This window comes from Candidatus Nitrosopumilus sp. bin_7KS, assembly GCF_054095835.1.
The window spans coordinates 40,588-67,518 of record NZ_JBSWSO010000003.1 but is presented as its reverse complement, the minus strand read 5'-3'; the positions used below and the strand labels follow the sequence as shown (position 1 = coordinate 67,518).

The window sequence follows — 26,931 nt, the reverse complement described above, 5'->3', positions numbered from 1 at the left end:
ATTACTAATTAAATATTGAATTCCTTGATGAGCAGACCTTAAATGAAATATTTGTAATTCTAAGTTCTAACCTTGAATATGAAATGGAATATTCTACAATCAGAGATTGGTTCATAGCTGCTGCAATTGGAATATTGTTAATTGATGCATACATTATTTATGGTAGATATAGAATAGTTGCCTAAAATTTCTAGATTACGATAATTTTTCTTTTAACAAGATTCTCAATCATATTTAAAAAATCATCATCGGAAATTTTTTCTTCATACCACCATTCAGTAGAAAGTTTTACCCATGAAGGAATGCTCCATTGTGATTCTGAAATCATATCTCTTTCAGGTACCGATACAATTTGTTTTTCAAAAAGAAAATCTATTCCTTCAAGAAATTCTGAGTCTGAAATTTGGTTTGTACTCCACCAATCAGCATTAGTCTTAATCCACTGGGGAATTTTTGGTAATTCTGGAGGTAATCCTTTATCAAAACCTGAAATTTTGAGCGTACCTTGGGAAGTTGGTCCTACTGTAAATGCAACATGCCAAAATCCCATCTCATCAATACTTTGAATAAATTCTACAGGTTCATCATTTAGTGTAACAGAAAATTTTTCATCACCTGAAATTGGAGGAAATTCAAAATTAGCATATGTCTCTAGTGGATAACTATTGTATCCTCTTACGCTAAGTGTTGTCCCTGATTCATCAAATTTTGCTGCAGAATACCAAGCTCCTGAATCATATCTAAAATCAAAATCCCCACCATCTTTCTTTGCAGTGATAGGAATTACAGTAGTATCAACTGGTGCAAAACATGAATAGAAACGAACGGGTTCAGATACAGAAGGATCAGGGTATATCGTAAAATTTAGTATTTGTCTTGGTTCAATTTTTTCAATCGGTTTGATATTTTGAGCAACATCTAAGATATATTTTTCATAGCCATGAACTATTGCAAATATTTTAGGATTGTATACTGTTTGATTTCCAATATTTGTTATTCTACCAGTAACATGACCATCTTCATGAGTAATCAAAGTTTTATCATAGATAATTTGTATAGGAATAGGATTTTTTTTGGTTTTATAATACTCTAATTCAGCATTTAATAAAACAGGATTGTCACCACGAATCTCTGGAAATTTTAATTTAAATGGAATGTCAGTCATTGCAGGTATCGGTACATGATGTAATGTATGAGTAATTTTTGTCTGATCATTATCAATAACAGATATTGTAATTATTGGAATCAATGCAAAATCATTTTGATTTTTTACATTTCCAACAACAGTGTAAACTCCTTCATAATCATAGTATCCAGCATATTCACTATCAGGTATGAAAACATCAGCATAAGCAATTGTAGAAAATAATAGAAGAATGAATAATCCTAAAAATATAGGAATGGTTAGTTGTAAAACACTAGAAGGAATTGATAATATCTTCGAATCCAGATGTTGGTTTTTCAAGTAAGCTTGGTCTATAATCTTCAATTAATTTATCAATAAGATCTCTTGCTTTAATATGATATCTCTTTTTGAGTTCTACTAATCTTATCTCAACTAATCCATCATCTACAATTTGTGATAGATATAGTGAAACAGTTGATGGTGATTTCTTAACTTTACTAACTAATTGTGAGAATTCTAATCCATCGTTTTCAATTAATGCAAGTAACAAATCACGTGGAGTTTGTTTTCGTAAAGCTTTGATTACAATTGATTCATCTTCAGTAATTTTTGGCGAAAAGAATCTTGCTTGTCGTGGTCCACGAATTACTTTGATAATTCCTGTTTTCTCTAATTTTCCTAAATAGTGACTTAGAACTCCATTTTTTAATCCAGATGAACGCATAATTTCACGGAATTGAATTCCAGGATTTTCTTCAATAATTTTTTGTAATTGTGAATCTCTATCAGTCATTTCTAAACACTCCTAAAGCCAATAATCCTAATGTGACAAAGGTCAATAAATGTCCTACCTCAGAAAGGGATAATCCTTCAAGATCAAATACTGAAGGCCATGTAGCATCTACAAGTAAAACAATTTCCGCTGCAATAAAATTAGTAAAAGCTGCAGCACTAAGTAAAAGCCGCTTTGTTCTTAATCTGTAATACGCAAAAGTTGCAAGTACAGAAATAAAGACTGCAAGTGTAATTCCACCAACATGCAAAAAGATGTGTGCTAAATGATACCCATGCAATAGATGAGGAATAATTATTGGCATAGCTAAAATTGCAATCACACCAGCAACTACGATAGAAAATAATGTAGATTTTCTCTCAACTATACTCTCAGGTCTAAACAAAGTGATCAAAATTACTGTTTTAGAAATTTAAAGTGACTGGTTCATTGATCGAATAAGAATCGATCAAACACGAAGAATCCCAGATTTTATCATAAATTCCAAGCCCTGAACAAATGTTTTATCATCAATTTGTCCTGCTGCCCACCATTCTGCATTGCTTCTAATCCAAGAAGGAATTACTTGAGATTCTGAAGTTTCTTGTTGAGTTTGTGGAATTAAAATAATTTTATTTTGAATCATATATTCAATTCCTTGAATGAATGCTTTATCATCAATTTGTCCTGCTGCCCACCATTCTGCATTGTTTTTAATCCAAGAAGGAATTAAAATCTCATTTGACAATATTCTGTCAATTACAATAGGAAATGTTGCCTTTGCAAGTTTGTTACCATCTAAATTTTTAAAATTCAAGTTTACAATACCAGTTACATCATCTGGAATTATAAATTCCACAACATTATGTACATCTCTAGAATCAGTACTAATTCCATTTTTTTCAAAAATTATTCTTTCATTTTGAGTTACTGAAAATTCATAATTTGTCGCAACTGGCTTATTCTTTAAGAAAATATCAGTTACATCAAAAAGGATTTTTGCATTTGAATTTGATTTTAAATTGTCTGGCTCTGAGAATACAAGAATTCTAAATTGTCCATTATCAGTAACTGCACTTAGATGAGTATAATCACGATCAGATTTGATTTTAAAATTCATTCCATTTTGATTTGGATTATTATCAAAAACTTTCTGTAATTCTTTTTGGTATATTATGAAATGAACAATTCGCCCATCTGAGAAAAAATCATCAATATTTACAATGTCTTGGGATAATTGCACCCCATTGACATACATTGTAAATCCAGATACTAGCAAATCACCAAATTTTTTGGGGATAACTAACTCTTCATGAACTACTGATGTTTGGTTAATGTTAGATTGACTCCATTCAAACGGCATAAAAAAGCTAATTTCTTTAGAGTCAGGATCATAATTAAAATTTGAAATTTCATCATAATAGGATATAACATGAATACTTTGTTCACCAAAGTTTGGATCAACAAAATTATGTCTAGATGTTTGTGCGATTGATATTCCAGCATTAAAAATTAGAGGTTCATCTAATTTTTGAGAATATCCATCAGCAGTTAATACACTAACGTCTAATTTGTATAATCCTCCCTCACTCAGTCTAGGTCCTTTAACATGAACCATTTTGCTTTCAAGACCCAATAATGAACCAAATAGCCCACCTCCATTTTCTTCCTCTAAAATAATTGAATCAGTCTCTTCAGATACAAAATTAAAAACAAGGAATCCGTTATCTGCTTTGAATTCTTTTTCAAAAAGAAACTGATCTCCACGTTCAGATTTTATAAGAAATGTAACATCTCGTAGAGTAATTTTTGAATTAAAGTCAATTAATGAAATTGATATTTGTTGATCATCACTTGTATTTGGATCACTTGTAGAGGATGATACTTCTAAAGTTACCAGCTTACCATTTAAATCAACAGGTGGAAAAGTTTCACTTCCCACACCATGACCGTAAACATTATCAAATCCAATAACCAAAACAGATGAAATTATTAATATTACAAGTAATGAATTACTTTTCAATCTAAGTCCACTTGTCAGGATTTTTCTTTCTAATTTCTTTTCCATCAACTGTAATCTGATCTTGTTCTTCAAAAACTGTATGCCATCTACCGTTGTCAGGGAAAATTTTATTCATTTCTTCAACTTTATCATTTGTAGGAGCTTTATTCATCAAAGCTCCCCATCTCATATTAGGAACTTTTGGCATGATATCATTGATGTCTTTCATTATACTATCACTTTACTGAATTTATTTAAAAACCTATGATTGAATTCTCATAATTCCTTCTTTAATCAAATATTGAATACCTTGAACAAATGAACTGTCATCGATTTGTCCTGCTGCCCACCATTCTGCATTGTTTTTAATCCAGGCTGGAATATCATTTGAGATAGAACCAGTTCCTTGTGAAGTTGGAGGAATTTTTAGAATATCTTCTTTAATCAAATATTGAATGCCTTGAACAAATGAACTGTCATCGATTTGTCCTGCTGCCCACCATTCTGCATTGTTTTTAATCCAAGAAGGAATAGGTGTTTTCTCAGGCATTGATGGAGTTGAAGAACCTGGACCAATTTCAATAATTGCTGAACCAATTCCAGCATATTTTGGATTATAATCCAATCCAGTTCCATAAACTAGAATGTCAACACGAATCTGACCAGTAGAAGGAACGAAGATTTTCTGCACATCTAATCCTTCAACTGAGACAATCCCGGGATTTAGAGGGTCAGTACCATCGTTTCGTGCAATTTCATTATCAAATTCATCTAAAACAACATAAGCATATTTTATGTCTCTGATTAATTCTCTATTTTCATTAAAGAATGTAAATTCAAATGGAATTTCTTGATTTGCACCATATTTTCCTTCCCATGCAAGGTTAACTGTTGTTGGAACTTGTTCAAAGGTTTTAGTATCTACAAGATAAAATTCGGTAGAACTTTTTGAGACTTCTGCTAATGGAACTAGTTTCAAATCCATTTGTGGATTATCATAATTAGAAGGACCTAGAGTTTCGTTAATTTTTTCTAGTTCATTTTTGGTAATTAAGAAATGAACAATGTTTGTATCCTCTGATGAGTATGGATCATTTAGTAAGGCTCTCTGATCAATTTCAACACCATTAACATATCCTTTGAATTGCTTTCCATCTGCATAAGGTGCAAATGTTTTAGGAACTCTTACTTCTTCATGTACTACTTGTACCAAATTTACATAATCAGGACTCCAATCAAATGGCATATCAAACGAAATTGAATTATCAGATGTATTAAATTCAAAGTTATCAACATCGTCATAGTAGGTTTTTACAACGACTGGAACTTCTTCAGCATTTGCTGTTTGGAAAGAAAATTTTTGTTCTTGTGCTACACTGACAAAAGTTTCATAGCTTAGTAAATTAGCTAATACTGTTCTTGGACTAGTAGCAGCTTCAATGTCAACTCTAATTTTGTATAATCCGCCTTTTACAAATATAGGACCTGTAATTGATGGTCTTCCACATATTTCTAAATTATCGTCAGTACATGCTGCACCTTGAACAAATAATGCACCTGGCGCACTAACATGTTCAGAACCACCATAAATGGAGCATTTTTCAAGAAGGCTTTCATTACATCCAGTTTTTGGTTTAATTTTTACATCTAATCTTCCATCCATGTCATAGAATAGGTTTCTAGCTAAGAGTTCACCACTTTGCCAAACTTCTATTCTGTATGTTACTTTGTCAAGATTCTTGTCAGTTAACGTATCAAAAAAACGTATTTGCATATTGGCAGAATCAATTTCACCAACTGTAATGTCTGATGGACTCAATTGTGTTCTAACAGTTACTTCCATATCACCAAAAGATAATGGTGGTGCTTGATCTCCACCAAGTCCATGTCCAAATGCATCAGGAAGAATAATAGCAATTGAAAAAATACCAATAATTAAAATGAATAATGCAAATTTGGTATACAATACAAAAAATGGATCTATTCCATATTTAAAGCTGGTACAGTATTCCTATGCGTGACGATTTTTTTCATTTGAAAAATAGAGTACAACTTTTATTTCCGAGTTTTAAAGTGGATGTATGAAAATTTTACTTGCAATATTACTAATCCCATTATTGATTATTCCTGCATTTGCAGAATCCCAAACTTTACCTACTGAGAAAGGGACACTTGATGTAAAATTAACGTATGATGAAATAAAACCAAATGTTCAAACAAAAATAGATATTGATTTTTTAAATCCTCAAACCAAAAAAATTCAAGAACATATTGATTATACGGTTTCAGTTTCCAAAGATGGGGAAAAAGTTTTTGGACCAATTCCACTAACTCATACATCAGTTGGATCAGTTAAGATCCCAATTGAATTCAATCTTGGTGAAGGTATGTATTCAATGGACTTTGAAATTGAGGGAATTTTATTTCAACCAATTCCTACTGAAACAGTATCATTTGATATTACAGTAGGGAAAGCACATGCACAACCAACACCAAACAATAATGTTCCACCAGTTGAAGAAAATGGTGGATGTCTAATTGCAACTGCGGCATATGGTTCTGAAATGGCACCACAAATTCAACAACTAAGAGAACTCCGAGATAATACTGTTTTATCCACAAAGTCTGGAGTTGCTTTCATGAGTGGATTTAATCAATTCTATTATTCATTTTCACCTAATATCGCTGACTTTGAAAGAGAAAATCCTGTTTTCAAAGAAATTGTAAAAATAGGATTGACTCCAATGCTATCATCATTATCTTTGCTAAATCATGCAGATATTGATTCAGAGCAAGAAATGTTAGGGTATGGTGTATCCATTATTCTACTAAATATTGGAATGTATGTTGGAATGCCTGTATTGGGAATTCTAAAGTTGTACCAGTTTAGAAAAAACTAGTTCCAAGTCTGGAAATTCCAGTGAGGTTTTTATGTATCCAACCAAGTAATTTGTTTAATGAAGACTAAAGCAATTAGCTCTTTCTTCGTACTATTTGCTATCGCAGCTGGCATTGTCGCAATGACACCAGGTGTATATGCAGATCATGCTGAAGTGACAGTTATTCCGGCAGCAGGTTCTGGTTCTCCAGGATGTGAAGAAACACCAGAAGGATGTTTCGTTCCGAGTATTGCAACTGTTGATGTTGGTGGAAAAGTAATTTTCTCAAACACAGATAGTGCAGCACATACATTCACATCAGGGGAAGCAACAGATTCTGATTCAGTTGGAGTAGTATTTGATTCCAGTTTAGTAATGGCTGGAAACTCATATGAATGGACCCCAACTGAAGTAGGTGATCAACCATACTTCTGTATAGTTCATCCATGGATGGCAGGAATAATCACAGTACAAGGAATTGAAGAAGACGATCATGGTGACGATCATGGTGACGACGATGGTGAAATGATGCACATGGAAGGTGCAGCAACTGCAACCGGAATGTTATCTGATGGTACAATGGTTTCAATTTGGACTTCAACACCAACTGCAGGTGAAATGATGGAAATTTCCATTGAATTTGACGATGCAGAACATGTTAACCATGATATCATGGTAACACAAAATGGTGAAGAAGTTTTACACGATGAAGGTGCACACCATCACGATGGTAAAGGTGCACATACAACAGCAACACTTAGTTCTTCAGATCCAGTAGACATCACTATTACCTTCCAAGGTTATGGTGTCGATGATCCTAAAACAGGACCAATTGGTGAAGAAGTTGTATTCTCAAACATTGTCCCAGAATTTGGTACAATTGCAATGATGATACTAGCTGTTGCAATCATAAGCATCGTAGCAGTAACTGCAAAATCTAGAGTCGTTCCAAGATTTTAGGAATTCCTCTTTTTCTATTTTCTTTTTACTAGGGATATTATTGCCAAGATAATAGCTGCTGATGCAATGGATAAACCAAAAATTGCAAAGTCATAAGATTCACCACCACTTGAAGAAATTACAGTTTCACCTGAATTTAGTTTAGAAACATCTTGTTGCAAAGATGAAATTGCATTTTTTAGAGCAGCAATATCAGCATCTCCTCCACTAGAAGATGGAGGGAAATCTAAGACTGCGGTAGGTTCTACATCCTCCACAGGTATTTTTATATCAACAGATACACCACGAATTTCTCCCTTTAATTCTACAGAATAACTTCCGGTTTTAGTCGGAATTATAGATGAAAAATAATATCCCGGTTTTGGATCAGAATTAATATCAATTTTTTTGGATGCGCCTCCAAACATTACTGTAGCATCAATATTTTTGAAAACATTAGTAACTGCTTTATGCGTACCTTCTGTTTCTCCAGCCTCAGTGAACTTGAAAACAAGATCATTTCTAATACCAACTACGGGAGGCTCAATTCCCCATCCTACTTCAATTTCATATTGTTCTACGTGAACAGTAGTATGCGCAAATGATGGAGTAATCATTCCAACTGAAAGTAATATTGCCACAAGGCCAAAAAATCCTATCTTCACGACCATCAATGAATGATAATAGGTTATTATCTTTATGTAAATTGGTACAAATTTAGAATTTGTAAACTGTTTAAATTGTCTTAAGTGATCTTATCTATAAATGAGAAAATTTCTAATATTTTTACTGGTCTTATCATTCATTTCTATCCCATTAGCAGCAGCTCATCCATTTACAGAAGAAACTATTCCAAGCTTAGAATCCAATGCACCTGCTGGTACAACTAGAGTAATTGTATTTTTTTCAGAACCAGTTGACATTAACTTTAGTGAACTCAGAGTACTTGACAATAATGGAAATCAAATAGATAACAAAGATACGAATTACTATGAAGGGGAATTATCGCTTGTTGTTACAACACCTCCATTGGAAGATGGAGTTTATACCGCAACAACCAAAGTCCTCTCCAAAGTAGATGGGCATCTTGTTCCAGGTGCTTTCTTGTTTGCAGTAGGAGATGTTGTAGTTCCTCCTCATATGTTAGGAGTTGAAAGACCATCAGAACTTGTATTTTTACCTGAAGCAGGTGCAAGATTTCCTGGAATTGTTGGTCAAACAGTTGTCCTAGGAGTTGTAATTGCATCCTTGATGATTTGGGGAACACAAAACAAACATTCTATCAAAGAAGAATTAGAAAAAATTGAATCAATTCATCATGGAAAATTCATGTCACTTACGGGAATTGGCCTTGGATTAGTTTTCGTTTCTGATATTTTGATGATTGCAGTCCAGACTATACGACTAGAAACATCACCATTAAATGCAATTCAAACTGACTTTGGGAATATTTGGCTGATCAGAATGGTAATTACAATAATTCTACTAGGAATTTGGTTTGGATTAGATAGGAAAAAAATTCTATCAAAAAAGAATCAGATTCCAATGCTTGTGATGTCACTTGCATTAATTGCCACTACAAGTCTAATTGGACATGGTGCAGCTAGTGGAGAAATACCTGCAGTTGTATTGGATTACATTCACAATCTAGTTGCAGCAGTATGGATAGGTGGGATATTTTATTTTGTCTTTACATTATTACCAACATTTTCTCAACTCAAAGAATCAAGCAAAGAAAAGATGAGTTTAGTACTCATTCCACGATTCTCAATAGCATTTATCATTTCAGTAGGAATTGTAATTATTACAGGTCCAACACTTTTGTGGTTCTTAGAAAGTGATGTTGGACTAATCACTGAATCAGTGTATGGTCAATTAATCATTCTCAAAATAGCAATTGCTGCAATCATGGTAGCTTTAGGAGGCTTTTTTCAATTTAAAATACAAAAAAATGCAGAAAAAAATTATTCATCGGGAAAAATTTCTATTCATAAAAAATTAACTAGATCACTTAAGGTAGATGCAACATTAGGAATTATTCTACTTGGAGTGGTTGCGTTACTTGCTAATGGAACATTACCTGCAGGTGAAATTCAAAAAGTTGATGCTCAAGAGATTGTGTATGGGTTTAAAACTATAGAATTTTCAGAAAATGCAAAATTCAATATTGATATTTCTCCATTTTCAAGCGGGGTCAATACAATTCTAGTCACAGTAAGTAATTTTGAAGGAAATCAACTTTATGATTCAGATCAAATTCATGTGAAGATATCAAATCCATCAAAGAATATTTCCCCAATAGAAGTTCCAATGTCAATAAAAAATCCATCTGATCCAATTCAATTCCAAGGAGAATTAACGTTTGGATTCTCAGGAGAATGGTTAGTTGAGATTGAAGCTAAAAGAACTGAGAATGCAAACGAATCAGTAATGTTGAATTTACTTGTAAAACCTAGATTAACAGATATTCAATCACAAGTAATTGAATATGAATTACCAGAAGAGGCAAAACCACTATTCGCAGTATATGATAGAAAAGATTCCTTGTGGATTAGCGATGCATCTGCACCCAGATTATGGGAATTTTCACTTGAAACAAATGAATTTACATCTTATTCATTTGATGGCTTAGTTTCAACATTTCTAACACAAGATAACAAAGGAAGAATTTGGTTTACAGATCCACCAAGAAATCAAATTGGGTTTATCGACATTAAAAGTAAAGAAATCACTACTAAAACTCTTCCAAAACTAGATCCAGTAATTTCAGAAAATACACCAGTATTCATTCAAGCAGATTTTGATGATAACATTTGGATTACAATTGTCAACAAAGATAGAATTCTAAAATATCTACCAGAAGAAGATATCTTTGAAGAAATTATTCTGCCAGACAGACAATCATTTCCATTTGCATTAACTATTGATAAAGATGGAAATATTTGGTATTCAGCAACAGGTGCAGGTAAGATAGGATTCATAAATCCTCAAACCAATGAACTAACTCAGATTTCAACTAAAACAGTATTACAAGCACCAGAAGCTTTGATTTTTGACAATGATGGAAATCTATGGATTGCAGAGCACACAGGCTTGGCAATTACTAAATTCAATCCAATTTTAGAGACATTTAGCAAGATAACTGTGCCTGATAAGGAAGCATTGCCATTTGGTATGACATTTGATAGATACGGAAACATTTGGTTTGCACAACATACTGTGGATAGTATAGGAGTTTACGATCCAGACAACAATGATTTGATAGAGATTTCAATCCCAACTGAAACATCATTTATTCAGTTTATGACATCAGATGGGAATGACAATGTTTGGTTTGTCGAACAACAATCAAATAAAATCGGTACTGTAAAGTTAACAGAAATTCCAGTCAGTATTTCACTAGCACAAGAATCAACTGGTTTAGAGATAAAATATACTGAGCTTGCATCACCGTTGATTGCTTTAGGAATTATTGCAACATCATTGTTTTTTGTAAAGGGTGTAAAGGACAAACGAAGATTAAATTCTTTGATTAATTCTTAGATAACAATCCAGCTGATTTTATTCCCATAGTTCCTGCAAGCAAACCAATTGCAATTAAGACAATGGTTCCTGCAGGAGTAATATCAAAGATGTAAGAGACTAGAATTCCCACTACGACTGAAAAAACAGAAAAACTCATTGAAATGATTGCCGTTTGTTTGAATCCCTTACCATACATTATTGCTGTAACATTAGGAATTACAAAGAGAGCTGAAATTAACAATATGCCTACAAGTTGAATAGATGTAACTACAGTAATTCCTGCCATAAAAACAATCAAGTAATTTATTTTTTCTACAGGTATTCCACTAACTTTGGCTTGTTCCTCATTGAATGTCGAATAAAGTAGTTGGCGATAAAGTAGTAGAATTATAATTAGAATTACTCCAGTTAATGCTAAAACTAGAACAGTGTCATTTACACTAACAAGTAGAATACTACCAAACAGAAAACTAAAGATATCAATCGTAAATCCTCCAGATAATCCAATAATTACAAGCCCAACTGCTATGCCTGAGGACAATAAAACGGCAATAGATGCATCACCAGAAATGTTGTATCTGTCTTTGATTTTAGTAATTACCAGTGCACTAGCTATAGAAACAGCATATGCTGTCCATAAAGGATAAACACCTGCCAGTAATCCTAAAGCAATTCCACCAAATGATGAATGGGCTATTGCATCGCCAAACAATGAATAGCGTCTTAAAACTAGAAACAGCCCAACAACTGAACATAGAATTGCAATTGCAACTCCAGAAATTAATGCTCTATGCATAAAACTAAAAGTTAGAATTTCAAAAGACATGATTAATGATGATGCATGTGTTCCTGCATTGAGGCCTCAGAATATTGCTTTACTAATTCATCATCTGAAAAAAATGTTTCAGATTCACCGTGAAAGAACAAAGTTCTATTCAGACATGCCACATGATTTGCTAGTTTGTTTACTGCATCCAAATCATGAGATGACCAAATGATAGTAATTTTTTGTTTAGAATTTAATTCACGAAGAATGCTGTAAAACAGATCAATGCTTTGCTGATCAATACCTGTCACAGGTTCATCTAAGATCAAAATTTTTGGATTATTTACCAAGGCTTTTGCAATAAATACACGTTGTTGTTGACCACCAGACAATTCGCCTATCCGTCTATCACGTAATTCGTGTATCCACAATTGCTGTAAAATTTCATCGATTTTATTCTCATCAGATTCTTTTCTGATTCCCATTCTAACCACATCAGTAACAGTTACTGGAAAATTGCTCTCAAAAATTGGCTTTTGTGGAACGTATCCAAGTTCTTTTAGATAATTTTTTGATTTTTTTATGTCCTCATCAAAAAATTTGATTGTACCATTGTATTTGGTGTTGAGTCCAAGCATTGATGCAAAAAGTGTAGATTTTCCTGCCCCATTAGGCCCAATTATGCCTAGAAAATCACCTTGGTTAACAACTAAACTAACATCATCAAGAGCCTTAACATCAGGATATTGAACAGTCAAGTTGTTGATTTCGACTACTTTCAACATAATGCCTCCTTTAGATTTTCAAGGTTTTGAGACATTTTTGAAATATAATCATCTTCAGATACAATCTCAAGTGGAGATAAAACTAAAACTTTACCACCTAGTTCATTTGCAATAATTTGTGAAGTTTTTGTGTTTACAGTTTCTTCACTAAAAATTATGTTAATGTTTAATTCTCTAGCTGTTAAAATAACATTCTCTAATGTTTTTGCAGTTACTTCCCCATGAGAATCAGTTGTTGCAACAATAGTATGTTGATTTAAACCATATTCATATGCAAAATAAGAGAACGCATCATGGAATGCAATAAAATCACTTTTGCAATCTGTTAAATCAGTTCTAATTTTTAAATCAAGTGAACGTAATTTTTCACTATATTTTGCAGCATTTGTCATATAGTATTCTGCATTTTCAGGATCTGAATTTGAAAAAGCTGATGCAATATTTCCTACTTGGTTTATTGCAAAAACTGGATTTAACCAAATATGTGGATCTGTTTCTTTAATTAGAATTTGCTTACTAGTGTCAACTATTATTCCCTGATAATTATTTTCAATTAAATCATCAACCCAATTCTCAAAACCTATTCCATTAATTATTATAAAATCAGACTTGTGCATTTTTTGAACATCTTTTATTGTAGGTTCCCAATCATGTGGTTCTACTCCAACAGGAACAAGTAAAGTTACATCAATTTTTTCTCCTCCAACAATTTGAGAAAATTCATGAAGTGGATTAAATGATGAAATGGCTAAAAGTTTAGAAGTATCATTATTTGTAAACTGTTGATTGGTATTAGTTCCATAAACAGCAATAGAAGATAATGGAATTACTACTACAATTGCAATTATTGCCATCTTAGTTTGGGTATTCACGCAGCAGTTCAATATAGATTATTAATAAATTTATAAAATCTTAATAAGATTAATTACTAAACTTATAAGATAATTAATAACATCAGACATATGCCAATAGTTTCAATCTCTCTAAATGATGAGATTCTATCTGAATTAGACAAGATCCAATCCTCTATGGGATTCTCAGGTAGATCAGAGGCCATCAGAGCAGGAATCAGAACGTTTGTTTCTGAAGAAAAACAAAAAGCAGATTTATCAGGAAATATTCATGCTATTCTCTTAGTTGTTCATAATGATGAATTTGATCACATAGTTTCAGGAATCACTCATAATTTTGAAGATTTGATCACAACACATCTTCACAGTAAAATTGATAAAGAAAAATGCATGGAACTTTTTGTAATTAATGGCGATGCTGAAAAAGTATCTACAATTACAAAAGATTTTCAGAGAAATAAAAACATGGATACCGTGAAGCTGGTAGCACTTTAATGTAAAATTTTAATATTAATAAAAATTTATTTATCAATTAAAAAAATTGAATAGTAAGTTAATTATTTTTATCACGTTTAATTTTTTTCCTGTAAATTTACCATATAATAAACAAAATCAATCTGATAACCTAGAATTAATCAATTTGGATAATTCCTCGATTAACTAAATATTGCATTCCTTGAATGAATGAATCATCATCTATGGAGCCTTCTGCCCACCACTCTGCATTGTTTTTAATCCATTCTGGAATTTCATTTGGACCAGAACTTGTATTTGATTCTGTTGGAGGAATTTGTAATATACCTTCTTTAATCAAATATTGAATTCCTTGAATGAATGAATCATCATCTATGGAGCCTTCTGCCCACCACTCTGCATTGTTTTTAATCCATTCTGGAATTTCATTTGGACCAGAACCCTCTTCTATTTTTTCAATTTTAGATGTCAATTCAAATTCAATATTCTTTATTACACCTGACAGTTGAACTGTCGGAATCCCAATTTCTGTAGGGGTGTATTTTGCACTATACATTCCAAATTTTTCAGAATTTTCTTCTAAAATCAACGTAGTTTTAGAACTTTCAACCAAGATGTAAGATTCAAGAGTATCTGTCAATCCCAAAATATGTTGTTCTGTGGTTTCATCATTAGAGTCATCAATTTTATTAAAAAATATCATGTCATAAAGAAGCTTGTCTGATTCATCAGCAACAGACACAGTAATCACTATAGCATTATCAACACCGTATATTGGAGGTTCAATTTCCCATCCAATATCAATTTTAAAATCGCCAACAACTTTGGCAGTATGAGCATCAGCTAATGGAATAACACCTAAAATCACAATTACAGAAACAAAAGCAATAAAAAAAGAAGAGGTCATGTCAATCAAAAAGAATCATTGATCATAGACGGCCCAATTATTCTCAATTAATACAGACGACTGGTATACGCTAACGCACACAGGGCTCATATCAGATACTCGCAACATACGTTCTTGGCCTGAACTGCATTGAATCTCTTGGTTTACTTTATCAATTGGTAAGTCCACTTTATCAATTGGTAAGTCCATAGAAGTTAGTTCTGCTTGGTTATCATCAGAATCTGAAGATGATAGTTCAGATGCACTTGCCAGTAGAAATGAAGACTCGGATGGAATTATTTCTAATGCATTATAAAAATAATTTATGTTTGCATTTCTTTTCTGATCCCATGCTTTTACAAGAATGGTATTTGCATTAAATTCCTGAGTAGGAGTAAATGTGAACTTTAATCCAATCAAAGGAGAATTATCCACAACCTGCACAGCAATATCTTTTACCAAACTTTCTTTGTTGGATTCAGAAACAGTAGTCATTCCATCAAATGTTTTATCCCATTCAACAGTTACTGGACTGTAAGGAACCAATACACCTGAAATCAACTTATCTTCAACACCCAAAGACAACTCTATATGTTTTAGATCGTCATAACCTGTTTCATCATATATTTTTAACATGATTTCTGCAGGTTCACCTACTTTTAGAAGTTGAGGATTCAGATCTTGTTTGAACAATTCAACATCATATGTTTGATCAAGAATTGTGATTCCGCCTGAAACCAATCTTTTTCCATTTCCATCAACACCCAAAGTTGGAGGAGTGCAGCCTGTACATCCAGATCCTTTATTATGATTATGCCCATTATGCGCATAAGCATCGTATGGAACAAACATAAGTGCAATTGCACATATGAGTGGTAGTATCATTAAGATACCTTTTCTATTCATTAGATAAAAGATACCAATAATAATTAAAACCGAATTGGTACATTCGAAAAATGAACTGGTACAAACATAGCACACATCCCTCGTTTAACAAAACTAGGGAGCACTAATCGGATAAAACTCAACTGTAACAATATTTGATTTTATTCATGAACTTTAATACAAAATGGTCAAACAAAATAGAATATCCATCAGATTATTACAAGCACTGCAATACTAACAATTGTATTAATGTTTAGTACATTTGTATACACATCTAACATAGATGTACCAATTTCCTAAAGTATAATATTGTTAATCATTAAATTATTGTTATGAAAGTTATATCAATTTCATTATTGTTAAAAAAATGACACATAGAAAATTTTTATTAATATTTGGTTTATTGTCATGTTCTCTTATTGTGCCTAATGCATATGCACATACAATTGATGCAATAGATGACAAATACAGAATAGAAATTGGATGGATGGTGGAACCCGTGGTAAGTCAAGAAACTAATGGAATTGTGATATCTGTCAACCCATTAATTCCATGTCCTGAAATTCCAAAAGCAATTAAATGTGCAGAATCTCAAAAATTTCAAAACGGAATAGAAGAATTGGAAAAAACTTTAAAATTAAAATTAATTTATCAAGAAGAAGATATCACACTTCCACTATCACCTGATCATAATACACCTGGAAAATACTATGCCTTTGTCAATCCAACGATTTCAGGATTTTATCAAGTGAATATTTTGGGAACAATTGAAGAAACATCAGTTAGTTTGTCAATGCATCCCCCAAAAGTTGATGAACGCTCATACATTGAATTTCCCGAACCATCAGATATTACAATACAGCAGATGATTGACGGGCATACTGCTCTAATTGAAGATGTCAGTGAACTAAAAGATTCAGTTAGTAATTTGGAAGAAACTAATTCGCAAATTGATGTTGGATATGTTGGAATTGGAGTGGGTGTTATTGGGGTAATTATTGCAATTGTAGCAATGATGAGAATTAGAAATTAGTGTTTAGATGCAAAATCATGGAGATACTGATCGTTTCAAATTACTTTCCCACATAATCATTCCAACTATCTTTAGTGTTAGTATCTAACATGTTATACAAATTTGAAAAATGAGACTTTTTTCTTCCAAATGACAACATGTCTTTAGATTTTTGTTTTGCATCATGTGAAATTTTTGCATCAACTACGTCTTTCCACCATTCATGAAAACAAGAGATTCCTATCAAATCAGGATCCACTGTAAGTTTGAATTGACTTCCATATCCCTGCCTACCCTTGGAAATAGTCTGAGAAATTGCAATTCCAGAATTTACCAGTTCCACAAGCATTTCAGAGAATCTCCGATATGATATTTTTCGCTGATCTTTAGCAAGTATCTTCTGATATTGGTTGTATAATTCAGATGTACTATGCCATTGTTCTTCACTAAGAAATGTGAGTCTAGCTAGTCCTGCACATGCCAGTCTAAAGTGATAAGATCCACCATTGATAATAGTAGTCAGTTGGTTTTTCTGCAGTTGTTTGATTGCTTCATCAACATGTTGCTTTGAAATTTTTTTCTTTTCAATACCTGCCAATTCTCCGCTTGTTCTAAGTAAATCAATTGCACGTCGTGCATCTCCATGCTCTTCTGAGCTAATTTTTGCACAATATTTTAAAATTTCTTCATCAATTGGTTTAGAAAATGATTTTTTTGCTCTATTACGAATTATCTTTAGAACATTATCTTGAGAATAGGAATTAAAGTAAACTTCAGAAGAACCAATTCTTGAAACAATTCTGTCATCAAGATCAAACTCTGACAATATTTTATTGGATATTGTTATAATGCACAAATATTTTGAGAGTGCTCTAAATTTTTCAATCAATACAAGTAATTTATAAATAAAATCAGAAGGTTTCCCTCTTTTATCATAAAACAATGTATCAAATTCATCAAGACATAATACAAGAAGGGAATTATTAGATTTTTCAAATTTTTCTGAAATTAATTTCTCTAAAATCACAAAGGCAGAATTAATTCCTTGAGCATTTTTAAGATTTAAATGTCCTAATTCAGATAAAATCAAATTAATGCATCCAAAAACAGTTTTTGATTTACGCAAATCAACATAACAAAAATCCAGATCAAGATTCTCACACACAAACTGAATTATAGTAGATTTGCCAGAACCGCTTCTACCATAAATTGAAATCAGTGGAACAACTAGACCTTTCTCATAAGATAGTAAATAATTAACTAGTTTTTTTGATTCATCCTCTCGGCCAATAATGGATTTTGGAACAGTCAAATTATCAAGATAAGATTTATTTGAAAATACAGAGTTTTAATTTCTTACATCAGCAACTATTTTTTGCAATTCTTTCTTATCCAAAAGAAGATCATTTATTCCACTAGAAACTCACATATAATTATAAAAGTAGTTTTTAGGCAAAAAATCTACCAAATTACAAGAAATTTATTCTACTTGAGAGAAAAAGTTTGATGTTTTGTACCAAGTACGATCACACTGATCATACCAACTACTAGTATAGCCATTACAATAATTCCAAATTCAGGTGCAACCACTAAAACAAATTCAGTTTCTTGTCCTGTGTTTCTAATATTTTCAAATTTAATAATTGTAGGGCCAGTCTGATCTTCAGTAAATGTAAATTTCTCAAATTCGCCACCAACTTGAGCCTGTCCAGAAGCACGATGAATTTCCTCGCCATTTTGAATTATCACAAATGTATAGTCAGAACTTCTCAGGGGTTCATTTGTTCTTCCATCTCTAATTGTGAAAATAAAATTAGTATCAACACCAGGTTCTACATTCATTGGATCCCACGATAAATTTACTTTGAAATCTTCACTTTTTGTATAAGCTTCTAAAGGAAATGCAGTATCTTTGCTCATAGAAATTGTAAATATCATATTCTCAGGATATTCATCAAGCTCTTTTTTCATCTCATTTTTCAAATATCGTAAATGATCTTGTAACAAAACAAAATGAATTATTCTTTCATCATCTTCTGTATAGTCATCAACAGAAACTGAAGATTTGAACAATTCAATTCCGTTAACATATCCTGAATAACTAGGTGCCAAAAACTCGTCAAAGTATTTTGGAAAATGTGTCTCTACATGAACCACATTAACATGTGACATTTGTTTTTCACTCCAGTCAAATGGCATTTCAAACGTAACCTGATTTGCCTCATAATCATATTTGAAATTAGAAATTGTATCAAAATATGACTTTGAACGAAAATCTACATCATTATTTTCAGAATCTTTTTGAGTAAATGATACAGTCTCAATTACGCTCAAATCAGCATTATAAATTCCAGATTCTATGATATTTGTAGGCTCATCAATTGTTCGAATCTCAATTTCAAAATTGTATAATCCACTGGAATCAAACAAAGGTCCTGTGATTTTAAGCGGTTCAGATTCAGTTCCATGCCATGCTCCAAGCAGAGAATCTTGTTCACCATGAATTGTAATCTCATTTTCTTGTGTAGGTTCTACTTGAATTTGTAAAACACCATCTTCAGCAAAGAAATAATTTCTAAATATCATTTCATTTTCATGAAATAAACCAATCAGAAATGTGACATTTTTTGCATTTTCTTTTGTTACATCTTCAGTTGCAGTAATTGTAATTTGTTCTTGATCATTTTCAAAAGTCAAGGGCATCTCTACAGAAATTGATAGTTTTTTTCCTTGAATGTCTATTGAGGAAATAGTATCAAGACCAAATCCATGTCCATAAACACTACTTGCAGGAAACAACAGACATGAAATTAATCCAAATATTACTAATTTTTTTAATGAAATCATATCTATACTGTCAACAATTCTTTCATTCGCTTAATTAGTTCATCCATGGTAGTTGCCTCTAAAATTGTTTGTAACTCATTTGGATCCTTGGCACCAATTGCAGCTAAAGAGTAAATGTAATCAATTGTAGGCGTATCAGTGTTCAGATAGTACTGCTCCAACACATGATCTAACGAATGTGAATCAACAGTTTGAGGTAAAGCTTGTTTAATGATTTTCTTTTTCCATAAATGAACTAGTTTTTCCCAATTCTCAGATGAGACGTTCTCATCAATTTCAGGAATCATTTCAACTTCTGCTTGAATGTACATTTTTTCTCCAGTTCCAACTTTCTCATGTATCTCAGAAATTTCTTGGTGTCCTTCTACGGAAAGAGGATCATAATTTGCAGGTTGTGTAATAGATGGCGGAATGATTTTTTTAATTTTAAATGAATTTCTTCCAATTGTTTCAATGTGTAATTGTAATCCATCAATTTCTACATCTTCACATTTAGAAATTTTAGCAATAGTACCTACTAATTTTGGGGAATTCCAGCCATTGATAGAATTATTTTCATCAATCAGACATACACCAAATTGCCCATCACCTAGCATACAATCATCAACTAATTGCTTGTATCGAGGCTCAAAAATCCGAAGTGGGAGTTCTTGCCTAGGAAATAATACCAAGTCTAATGGAAATATTGGAATAATTTTTGTTTCTGTCAACTAGTCATTATTGAAACGTCTCTAGATATATGGAATACGGATTTTCTTAAAATCCATTCTCATTTAGAATCATACCCAATAGGGCAGCACGTGTGTGTTTTCCATACTCTGCTTGCTCAAAATACTTTGCATTTTTTGTTTTGTCAACGTCTGCAGAGATTTCATCAATTCTTGGTAACGGATGTAAAATTATTGTATCATCTTTCATTCGCTTTAGCATATCTAACCCCACAACATAACTTCCTTTGACTTTGAGATATTCTTCTTCATCAGGGAATCTCTCTTTTTGAATTCTTGTTACATAAAGGACATCAAGCTCATCTAGATGATCTTCAATGTTAGTAGATTCAGTAAAGTCTAATTTCTTTTTGATTTCATATGTAGAGTCAGATCTTATTCTTAGTGATTCAGGGGAAATTAATCTAACATCAACATCGTAATTTCCTAGTCCATGTAATAGAGAGTAAACAGTTCGTCCATACTTTAGATCACCGACAATTCCAATTTTTAGGCCGTCAATCTTTTTCTTTTCTTTTTTAATGGTATACAGATCTTGAATTGCTTGAGTTGGATGTTCTTCTGTACCACTGCCTGCATTGATTATTGGTTTATCAGAAATTTCTGCAGCAAATCTACTGGAGCCATCAAGAGTATGTCGCAAAACTAAAACATCTGAATAAATTGACATTATCCTTACAGTATCAGCAAGACTTTCACCTTTTTGAGTCGATGAAGATGTTATATCAGATATTCCCAAAGAATTTCCACCAATTGATGCCATAGCAGAATCAAAGCTAAGACGAGTTCTAGTGCTTGGCTCATAAAACAAATATCCCAAGGTCTTACCCTTGCATATTTCTCTTCTTTCAGCTAGGCTTAGTTTCATAATTTTATCAGTTGATGTAAAGATAGATTCCAGTTGATCTTTTGTATAGTCCTTAATTGTGATGATATCTTTTTGGTAGAACTCGTTCATTCTTTCAATAATATATACAGGTGACTATACAAAGTATTCTGATGGAACAGTCCGACCTTATGGTTCGACGAATTAAAGAGGGCACTGTAATTGACCATATAGACGAAGGGAAAGGTCTTCAGGTACTCAATGCATTACGAATTGATGGTAAAGATGGTAGTCTAATTACTTTAGCCTTGAATGTTCCCAGTGGTAAATTTAAGAAAAAAGACATCATCAAAGTAGAAAACAAGTTTCTAAAAGATGATGATACAAACAAGATTGCAGTAATCGCACCCTCTGCAACAATCAACATGATTAAAGAATACAAACTTGTTGAAAAGAGAAGAGTCTCATTACCAAATGAGATTGATAGAATTTTTAGATGTTCAAACCCTGATTGCATTACAAACAGTACAGAACACATTGAATCTGTAATGGATGTTATTAACAAAGATGGAAGAGTTCTCAAATGCAGATATTGTGCACGAGTTTTGGATGTTAACCAGCTAAAATATAATTAAATAATTATTTAAAAATTTGAAAAATATGTAGTTTAGACTATTGTCCTAAGATGATAAACATCATAACTATACCGTAGATTGCGATTGATTCAACCATACCTACGAAGATGAATACTTTTGACTGTAGTGCTGGGTTCTCACTAATTACTGCAAGTCCTGCTGCACCTACTTGGCCAAGACCAATACCTGCACCAAATGCTGCTAGACCGAAAGCTAATCCTGCACCAAGAATCTTGAATGAATCAGAACTTCCTGCTGCATCGCCTTCTGCAGCATATGCGACTCCAGTAGATCCAATTACGGATATTACTGCTGCTGCCAAAAGTAGTAAAACGATAGGTTTCATTTTCTGATCAGGCTCTCTTAAATCCATATTTAAATCATGATAATAAAATATCAGTTTAACTGAGTGCTTTCTTTTTAAAAGACAATAGATCGTCTTTAATTGATTTTGAAAAAACCTCATGATCTTTTTCTATAACTTTCTTAGAGTTTTCAAGTAATTTTTTTATTTCTTCTTTTGCCATTATTATCTACTTTCCATCTTTGCCTTGACTTTTTTTAACTTTGCGAATTCTTCTCTTTCTCTCTCTTCAAGAGTTGAGAGGATAAATCGAATATTTTCTTTGTATTGAGGAATAATGACGTTTTCAAGTGCATTTAGTAATTTTTGTGTCTTTTCTAATGCTTTTGCAAGACTAAAGATAGAATTTTCATATTCTGCTGCTTTACAAATTTTTGGCATTAGTTCTTTGATTTGTTTTGCTGCTCTATCAATTGAAGAATTAGTATCTGCAAATCCATAAGGCATTGATTTTGTATCTTTTTCAGTTACAGTAAGTGCAGGGATTTTTACATCAACAACTCTTCTAACATGAACTTCTACTTCCATAACAGGCGGAGTAGATTCTGCAACAGAATCGACAGTGTTAGTACCAAGTGCCAGATATGCCTCGTTTACTGCTTTGTAAATATCTTGTAAAGGATCCCAAATTCCACCTCTTGCTTTAGAAGCTTCTTGGATCATTTCTTCAATATTTTTTAAGAGAACTTTACGTTTATCATCTAAAATTTGCTGAACCATAACAGCAATTTGTGTAGATTTTTTATATTTGAAAAGTTCAATTTTTGTTGCTGCAACGTTTTGTCCAAATGACATTCAGTTACTCTTCCTTGTAATATTTTTCTACGTACTTGTCTTTGATTTTAGTAATCTCATTCTTTGGTAATTTTGATACGATCTTCCACATAAGAGTAAGTGTTTCTTCAATTGTTCTGTTCTCATCAGTAGCTTGGGTAAGGAATTCTTTTTCAAAAGTATCACCAACATCCATGTATTTGAGATCAATTTCTGTTAATCCTGCTTTACCTACAATGCCTGCAAGTGCTCTTACTTCTTGTGCTCTAGAATATGCATCATAAACTTGGTTAGAAACTTCACTGTGATCTTCTCTAGTACTTCCTTCACCAATTCCATCTTTCATCAGTCTACTAAGACTCATCAAAATATTGATTGGTGGATAAACTCCTTGTCTGAATAAATCTCTACCAACTACAATTTGTCCCTCTGTAATGTATCCAGTAAGGTCAGGAATTGGGTGAGTAATATCATCAGATGGCATTGATAAAATTGGAACTTGTGTAACACTTCCTTTTCTTCCATTAAGTTTTCCTGCTCTTTCATAAATTGTTGAAAGGTCAGTGTAAAGATAACCAGGATATCCTTTTCTTCCAGGAACTTCTTCTCTTGCTGCACTAATCTCTCTTAGTGCCTCAGCATAGTTTGTCATATCAGTCATTACAACTAGAACGTGCATTCCTAAATCAAATGCCAAATATTCTGCTACAGTTAATGCTACACGAGGTGTGATGATTCTTTCAATTGCAGGATCATCTGCTGTATTTAGAAATAGAACACTTCTTTTGAGTGCACCAGATTCTTCAAGACTTCTTCTGAAATATTCTGCTTCACTGTATTGTACACCGATTGCTGCAAATACCACAGCAAAGTCATCTTGTTTTCCAACAACACTTGCTTGTCTTGCGATTTGTGCTGCCAAAAGATTGTGAGACATACCAGAACCAGAAAAGATTGGAAGTTTTTGTCCTCTAACTAGAGTCATCAACCCATCAATTACAGATACACCGGTTTGAATGAAATCTTTTGGATATTCACGTTGTTCTGGATTCATTGGTTCTCCGTTAATGTCTACAAATTTATCAGCAATTGGATCTGGGAGTCCATCTTTTGGTCTTCCTAGTCCATCAAATACTCTACCAAGTACCTCTTTTGATACTGGCATTTCCATAACTTTACCTACAAATTTTGCTTTAGTTCCAGATATTGATAATCCAGTTGTTCCTTCAAAAACTTGCACAATTGCTTTACCGTTTCCTACTTCGAGAACTTTACCTAATCTTCTTTCTCCTTCAGTAGTTTCAATTTCAACTAGTTCATCAAATGCTGCACTTTCAACATCATCTACAACAACTAGAGGACCTTTGATTTCTGCAATCTTACTGTATTGAACTCCGCCTTCTGTTGTCAATTTGATACTTTCACTCCTGAAATTGCTTTGAATTGTTCTTGCATGTCTTTATCTAATTGATCGAGTTTTGGCATCTCATCATCTTTGACATCCATTCTTGCTTTGAGTAAACTGGATACTATAGACAATTCACGTATATCTGATAATGCTGTACCTTCTTTGAGTGCTTGTTGTCCTTTTTTGTAAAAGTCAACTAATAATTTCATTAATTTGAATTGTTTTTCTGGACTACAATAAGTATCGACATCATCAAATGAGTTTTGTTGTAACAAACCAATCTTTACCATTCTTGCAACTTCAAGAATTAGTTTTTCTTCATCAGGTAAAGCTTCTGGACCTAAGAGTCTGACAATTTCTTTTAGTGTATCTTCTCTTTGTAAAATTCCATAAGTTTCACTTCTAATGCTAAACCAATCTTCACTAATGTTGTCACTCCACCATTTTGCAATATCTGCAAGATAACCAGAATAGCTGTTCATCCAATTAATTGATGGATAGTGTCTAGAGTATGCAAGTTTTGCATCCAATGCCCAGAAAGTTTTGATAAATCTCATTGTGTGAGTTGTAACTGGTTCTGTAAAGTCACCACCAGATGGTGATACAGCACCAATCAAAGTAACTGAACCGTCACGTTCTGGACTACCAGATGCTTGAACACGACCTGCTCTTTCATAAAATTCTGCTAATCTAGATGCCAAGTATGATGGATAACCTTCTTCTGCAGGCATCTCTTCTAATCTTCCACTCATTTCTCTAAGTGATTCAGCCCATCTACTTGTTGAATCTGCAACAAGTACAACGTCTTTACCCATGTCTCTATAATATTCTGCAATTGTGACACCAGTGTAGATACTTGCTTCTCTTGCTGCTACTGGCATGTTACTAGTATTTGCTACAAGGACAGTTCTATCCATCAATGGTTTTCCACTACGTGGATCTTTAAGATGTGGGAATTCAACTAATACTTCAGTCATTTCATTTCCTCTTTCACCACAACCAATGTAAACAACAACTTGAGAATCAGCCCATTTTGCAATTTGGTGTAATGTCACAGTCTTTCCTGTTCCAAATGCTCCTGGAATTGAACCAGTTCCTCCCTTTGCAATTGGGAAGAATGTATCAATAACACGTTGTCCAGTTAGGAGTGGTACGGTTGGATCATATCTTTTATTGTAAGGACGTGGTTTTCGTACAGGCCATTTATGATACATTTTGATTGGAATTGATTGTCCATCTTTTTCAGTAGTAGCCATTACAGTTTCTAAATCATAATCTCCTTCAGATACAAGATTTGAAAGTTTTCCACCTGGATGATCTGGTGGTAACATAATAGAGTGTTCTATAAGATCAGTTTCTTGAACAGTACCAATGATATTTCCTGCAGAAACTTCATCACCATTACTTACAGTTGGAACAAAGTGATATTTTTTTGTCATGTCAACTGCAGATGTTGTAATACCTCTTCCAATGAAAGAACCAGATGCTTTAGATAATTCTCTTAGGGGTCTTTGAATTCCATCATAAAGTTGTCCAATAATTCCAGGACCTAATAATACACTAAGTGGGTTTCCAGTACCAACTACAGGCTCACCTGGTTTTAATCCACTTGTTGATTCGTATACTTGAATAAATGCTACATCTCCGGTTAATCGAATTACTTCACCTACTAATTTTGAATTCCCTACAGTTACAGTCTCATACATTTTTGCATCAGACATACCATCTGCTCTTACAGCTGGGCCACTGACCCAAACAATTCTACCTTGAGCAGCCATTCTAATTATTCACTCCGAATTTTGCTGCAATATCTTTCCTAATTAAAGGCTTCAGACGTTCAATTCTTGCATCAAGAGTATTATCAAATGTCATTGCTCCATCTTTAGATTTGATAATCACACCACCAATACATTCGATGGTATCGGATGATAATTCAGATCCAGGAAATCTAGATAGTGCAGATTGAACAACATCACGATCTTTAGAGTTTGTAGATACTATAACTTCAGATGTACCCAAAATTCGGGTTGATTCATCTAATAATGACTTAATCAAGTTAGCATAATCACCACTGCGATCATTATTTGTAATTTGATCTAATGCCTTTGTAAAGACCTTATCAACAGAGGCCTCTAATGCCATAAGTTGTTTATTTCTGGCTTCAATATCAGCGCCACCGATAATCTGCTTTTCAATTTTATCTGCTTCTTTCTTACCATCTGCAATAATTTTGTCATATTCTTTGTCTAGTTTAGGAATAGCGTCATCAAGAGTTTGATTTGTGTCATTTAAAGCAGAATCTATGCTAGATTCAATATCTTTTTGAGTTTGATTAAGGATTTTATCAATAGTTTGTTCTAAAGCAAGATTTGTCAATGGGTGGCTTTTATCCATAATAGATTTTAATGTTTGGGAACCAATAGACAGATTCAGAAAGATATTAAAAT

The 26,931-nt window shown here is 32.9% G+C and carries 27 protein-coding genes and 1 pseudogene; 6 read left to right on the top strand and 22 right to left on the bottom strand.

Annotation, left to right across the window (positions count from 1 at the left end; translation table 11 throughout):
* Positions 1-190: 190 nt before the first annotated feature.
* The 6 genes from ACW9W4_RS02990 to ACW9W4_RS02965 all read right to left on the bottom strand — a co-directional run bounded on the left by ACW9W4_RS02990 (position 191) and on the right by ACW9W4_RS02965 (position 5,866).
* Positions 191-1,465 (bottom strand): peptidase, encoded by a 1,275-nt coding sequence (locus ACW9W4_RS02990; RefSeq protein WP_457761043.1) that lies wholly within the window; start codon positions 1,463-1,465, stop codon positions 191-193.
* Positions 1,419-1,919: a winged helix-turn-helix transcriptional regulator gene (locus ACW9W4_RS02985; RefSeq protein WP_457761042.1), complete on the bottom strand. Its 501-nt coding sequence runs from the start codon at positions 1,917-1,919 to the stop codon at positions 1,419-1,421. Before ACW9W4_RS02985 ends, ACW9W4_RS02990 begins: the two co-directional genes overlap by 47 nt.
* A complete protein-coding gene (locus ACW9W4_RS02980) occupies positions 1,912-2,304 on the bottom strand; it encodes a hypothetical protein (RefSeq protein WP_457761041.1) in 393 nt (130 codons plus the stop codon). Before ACW9W4_RS02980 ends, ACW9W4_RS02985 begins: the two co-directional genes overlap by 8 nt.
* Positions 2,305-2,367: 63 nt before the next feature.
* On the bottom strand, positions 2,368-3,966 hold the full coding sequence (locus ACW9W4_RS02975) for a peptidase (protein ID WP_457761040.1): 1,599 nt from the start codon (positions 3,964-3,966) through the stop codon (positions 2,368-2,370).
* Entirely contained in the window at positions 3,923-4,129 is a 207-nt protein-coding gene (locus tag ACW9W4_RS02970) for a hypothetical protein (RefSeq protein ID WP_457761039.1), read from the bottom strand. Before ACW9W4_RS02970 ends, ACW9W4_RS02975 begins: the two co-directional genes overlap by 44 nt.
* Before the next feature lie 33 nt (positions 4,130-4,162).
* A complete protein-coding gene (locus tag ACW9W4_RS02965; protein ID WP_457761038.1) occupies positions 4,163-5,866 on the bottom strand; it encodes a peptidase in 1,704 nt (567 codons plus the stop codon).
* Between the two features lie 115 nt (positions 5,867-5,981).
* Between ACW9W4_RS02965 and ACW9W4_RS02960 the strand changes: the two genes are divergently transcribed.
* Entirely contained in the window at positions 5,982-6,800 is an 819-nt protein-coding gene (locus ACW9W4_RS02960) for a CFI-box-CTERM domain-containing protein (RefSeq protein WP_457761037.1), read from the top strand.
* A gap of 57 nt (positions 6,801-6,857) precedes the next feature.
* Entirely contained in the window at positions 6,858-7,739 is an 882-nt protein-coding gene (locus ACW9W4_RS02955; protein WP_457761036.1) for a PEFG-CTERM sorting domain-containing protein, read from the top strand.
* Between the two features lie 14 nt (positions 7,740-7,753).
* Here ACW9W4_RS02955 and ACW9W4_RS02950 read toward each other — a convergent pair whose 3' ends face one another.
* Complete coding sequence (locus ACW9W4_RS02950; protein WP_457761035.1) at positions 7,754-8,383, bottom strand: hypothetical protein; 630 nt, start codon at positions 8,381-8,383, stop codon at positions 7,754-7,756.
* Positions 8,384-8,483: 100 nt separating this feature from the next.
* Here ACW9W4_RS02950 and ACW9W4_RS02945 point away from each other — a divergent pair, with 100 nt between their 5' ends.
* Positions 8,484-11,261, top strand: a complete 2,778-nt coding sequence (locus ACW9W4_RS02945; protein WP_457761034.1) for a copper resistance CopC/CopD family protein — start codon at positions 8,484-8,486, stop codon at positions 11,259-11,261.
* On the opposite strand, the gene ACW9W4_RS02940 is transcribed toward ACW9W4_RS02945, so the two are convergent.
* The 3 genes from ACW9W4_RS02940 to ACW9W4_RS02930 are packed head-to-tail and all read right to left on the bottom strand — an operon-like array spanning position 11,251 to position 13,666.
* Entirely contained in the window at positions 11,251-12,039 is a 789-nt protein-coding gene (locus ACW9W4_RS02940) for a metal ABC transporter permease (RefSeq protein ID WP_457761086.1), read from the bottom strand. The two genes, ACW9W4_RS02945 and ACW9W4_RS02940, sit on opposite strands and share 11 nt — an antisense overlap.
* 32 nt (positions 12,040-12,071) lie before the next feature.
* A complete protein-coding gene (locus ACW9W4_RS02935) occupies positions 12,072-12,794 on the bottom strand; it encodes a metal ABC transporter ATP-binding protein (RefSeq protein WP_457761033.1) in 723 nt (240 codons plus the stop codon).
* On the bottom strand, positions 12,788-13,666 hold the full coding sequence (locus ACW9W4_RS02930; RefSeq protein ID WP_457761032.1) for a metal ABC transporter solute-binding protein, Zn/Mn family: 879 nt from the start codon (positions 13,664-13,666) through the stop codon (positions 12,788-12,790). The genes ACW9W4_RS02935 and ACW9W4_RS02930 overlap by 7 nt, the downstream gene beginning before the upstream one ends.
* A gap of 90 nt (positions 13,667-13,756) precedes the next feature.
* On the opposite strand from ACW9W4_RS02930, the gene ACW9W4_RS02925 reads away from it, so the two are divergent.
* Positions 13,757-14,140, top strand: a complete 384-nt coding sequence (locus tag ACW9W4_RS02925; protein WP_457761031.1) for a CopG family ribbon-helix-helix protein — start codon at positions 13,757-13,759, stop codon at positions 14,138-14,140.
* A 136-nt stretch (positions 14,141-14,276) separates the two neighbouring features.
* Here ACW9W4_RS02925 and ACW9W4_RS02920 read toward each other — a convergent pair whose 3' ends face one another.
* Both ACW9W4_RS02920 and ACW9W4_RS02915 read right to left on the bottom strand, forming a co-directional pair.
* Positions 14,277-15,026, bottom strand: a complete 750-nt coding sequence (locus ACW9W4_RS02920; protein WP_457761030.1) for a peptidase — start codon at positions 15,024-15,026, stop codon at positions 14,277-14,279.
* A 15-nt stretch (positions 15,027-15,041) separates the two neighbouring features.
* A complete protein-coding gene (locus tag ACW9W4_RS02915; protein WP_457761029.1) occupies positions 15,042-15,911 on the bottom strand; it encodes a hypothetical protein in 870 nt (289 codons plus the stop codon).
* 382 nt (positions 15,912-16,293) lie between these two features.
* On the opposite strand from ACW9W4_RS02915, the gene ACW9W4_RS02910 reads away from it, so the two are divergent.
* Positions 16,294-16,923, top strand: coding sequence for a hypothetical protein (locus tag ACW9W4_RS02910; protein ID WP_457761028.1), 630 nt, complete (start codon positions 16,294-16,296; stop codon positions 16,921-16,923).
* A 40-nt stretch (positions 16,924-16,963) separates the two neighbouring features.
* Here the strand turns inward: ACW9W4_RS02910 and ACW9W4_RS02905 are convergent.
* The 4 genes and pseudogenes from ACW9W4_RS02905 to pyrB all read right to left on the bottom strand — a co-directional run.
* Positions 16,964-18,232 (bottom strand): annotated as a pseudogene (locus tag ACW9W4_RS02905) (Cdc6/Cdc18 family protein); the annotation flags it as partial.
* Positions 18,233-18,387: 155 nt separating this feature from the next.
* The gene (locus ACW9W4_RS02900) at positions 18,388-19,749 is read right to left on the bottom strand and encodes a PEFG-CTERM sorting domain-containing protein (protein ID WP_457761027.1); all 1,362 of its coding nucleotides are present in this window, start codon (positions 19,747-19,749) and stop codon (positions 18,388-18,390) included.
* Between the two features lie 2 nt (positions 19,750-19,751).
* Positions 19,752-20,459, bottom strand: coding sequence for an LON peptidase substrate-binding domain-containing protein (locus ACW9W4_RS02895; RefSeq protein ID WP_457761026.1), 708 nt, complete (start codon positions 20,457-20,459; stop codon positions 19,752-19,754).
* Between the two features lie 46 nt (positions 20,460-20,505).
* The gene (gene pyrB / locus ACW9W4_RS02890) at positions 20,506-21,435 is read right to left on the bottom strand and encodes an aspartate carbamoyltransferase (protein WP_457761025.1); all 930 of its coding nucleotides are present in this window, start codon (positions 21,433-21,435) and stop codon (positions 20,506-20,508) included.
* Positions 21,436-21,476: 41 nt separating this feature from the next.
* Here pyrB and pyrI point away from each other — a divergent pair, with 41 nt between their 5' ends.
* Positions 21,477-21,938, top strand: a complete 462-nt coding sequence (pyrI, locus tag ACW9W4_RS02885; RefSeq protein ID WP_457761024.1) for an aspartate carbamoyltransferase regulatory subunit — start codon at positions 21,477-21,479, stop codon at positions 21,936-21,938.
* 37 nt (positions 21,939-21,975) lie between these two features.
* Here pyrI and ACW9W4_RS02880 read toward each other — a convergent pair whose 3' ends face one another.
* The 6 genes from ACW9W4_RS02880 to ACW9W4_RS02855 are packed head-to-tail and all read right to left on the bottom strand — an operon-like array spanning position 21,976 to position 26,878.
* Entirely contained in the window at positions 21,976-22,284 is a 309-nt protein-coding gene (locus ACW9W4_RS02880) for an ATP synthase subunit C (RefSeq protein ID WP_179360722.1), read from the bottom strand.
* 55 nt (positions 22,285-22,339) lie between these two features.
* The gene (locus ACW9W4_RS02875; RefSeq protein WP_457761023.1) at positions 22,340-22,465 is read right to left on the bottom strand and encodes a hypothetical protein; all 126 of its coding nucleotides are present in this window, start codon (positions 22,463-22,465) and stop codon (positions 22,340-22,342) included.
* A 2-nt stretch (positions 22,466-22,467) separates the two neighbouring features.
* Positions 22,468-23,097, bottom strand: coding sequence for a V-type ATP synthase subunit D (locus ACW9W4_RS02870; RefSeq protein ID WP_179362614.1), 630 nt, complete (start codon positions 23,095-23,097; stop codon positions 22,468-22,470).
* A gap of 4 nt (positions 23,098-23,101) precedes the next feature.
* A complete protein-coding gene (locus tag ACW9W4_RS02865; protein ID WP_457761022.1) occupies positions 23,102-24,487 on the bottom strand; it encodes a V-type ATP synthase subunit B in 1,386 nt (461 codons plus the stop codon).
* Positions 24,484-26,262, bottom strand: coding sequence for a V-type ATP synthase subunit A (locus tag ACW9W4_RS02860; protein WP_457761021.1), 1,779 nt, complete (start codon positions 26,260-26,262; stop codon positions 24,484-24,486). Before ACW9W4_RS02860 ends, ACW9W4_RS02865 begins: the two co-directional genes overlap by 4 nt.
* 1 nt (position 26,263) lies before the next feature.
* The gene (locus ACW9W4_RS02855) at positions 26,264-26,878 is read right to left on the bottom strand and encodes a V-type ATP synthase subunit E (RefSeq protein ID WP_457761020.1); all 615 of its coding nucleotides are present in this window, start codon (positions 26,876-26,878) and stop codon (positions 26,264-26,266) included.
* Between the last annotated feature and the right edge of the window lie 53 nt (positions 26,879-26,931).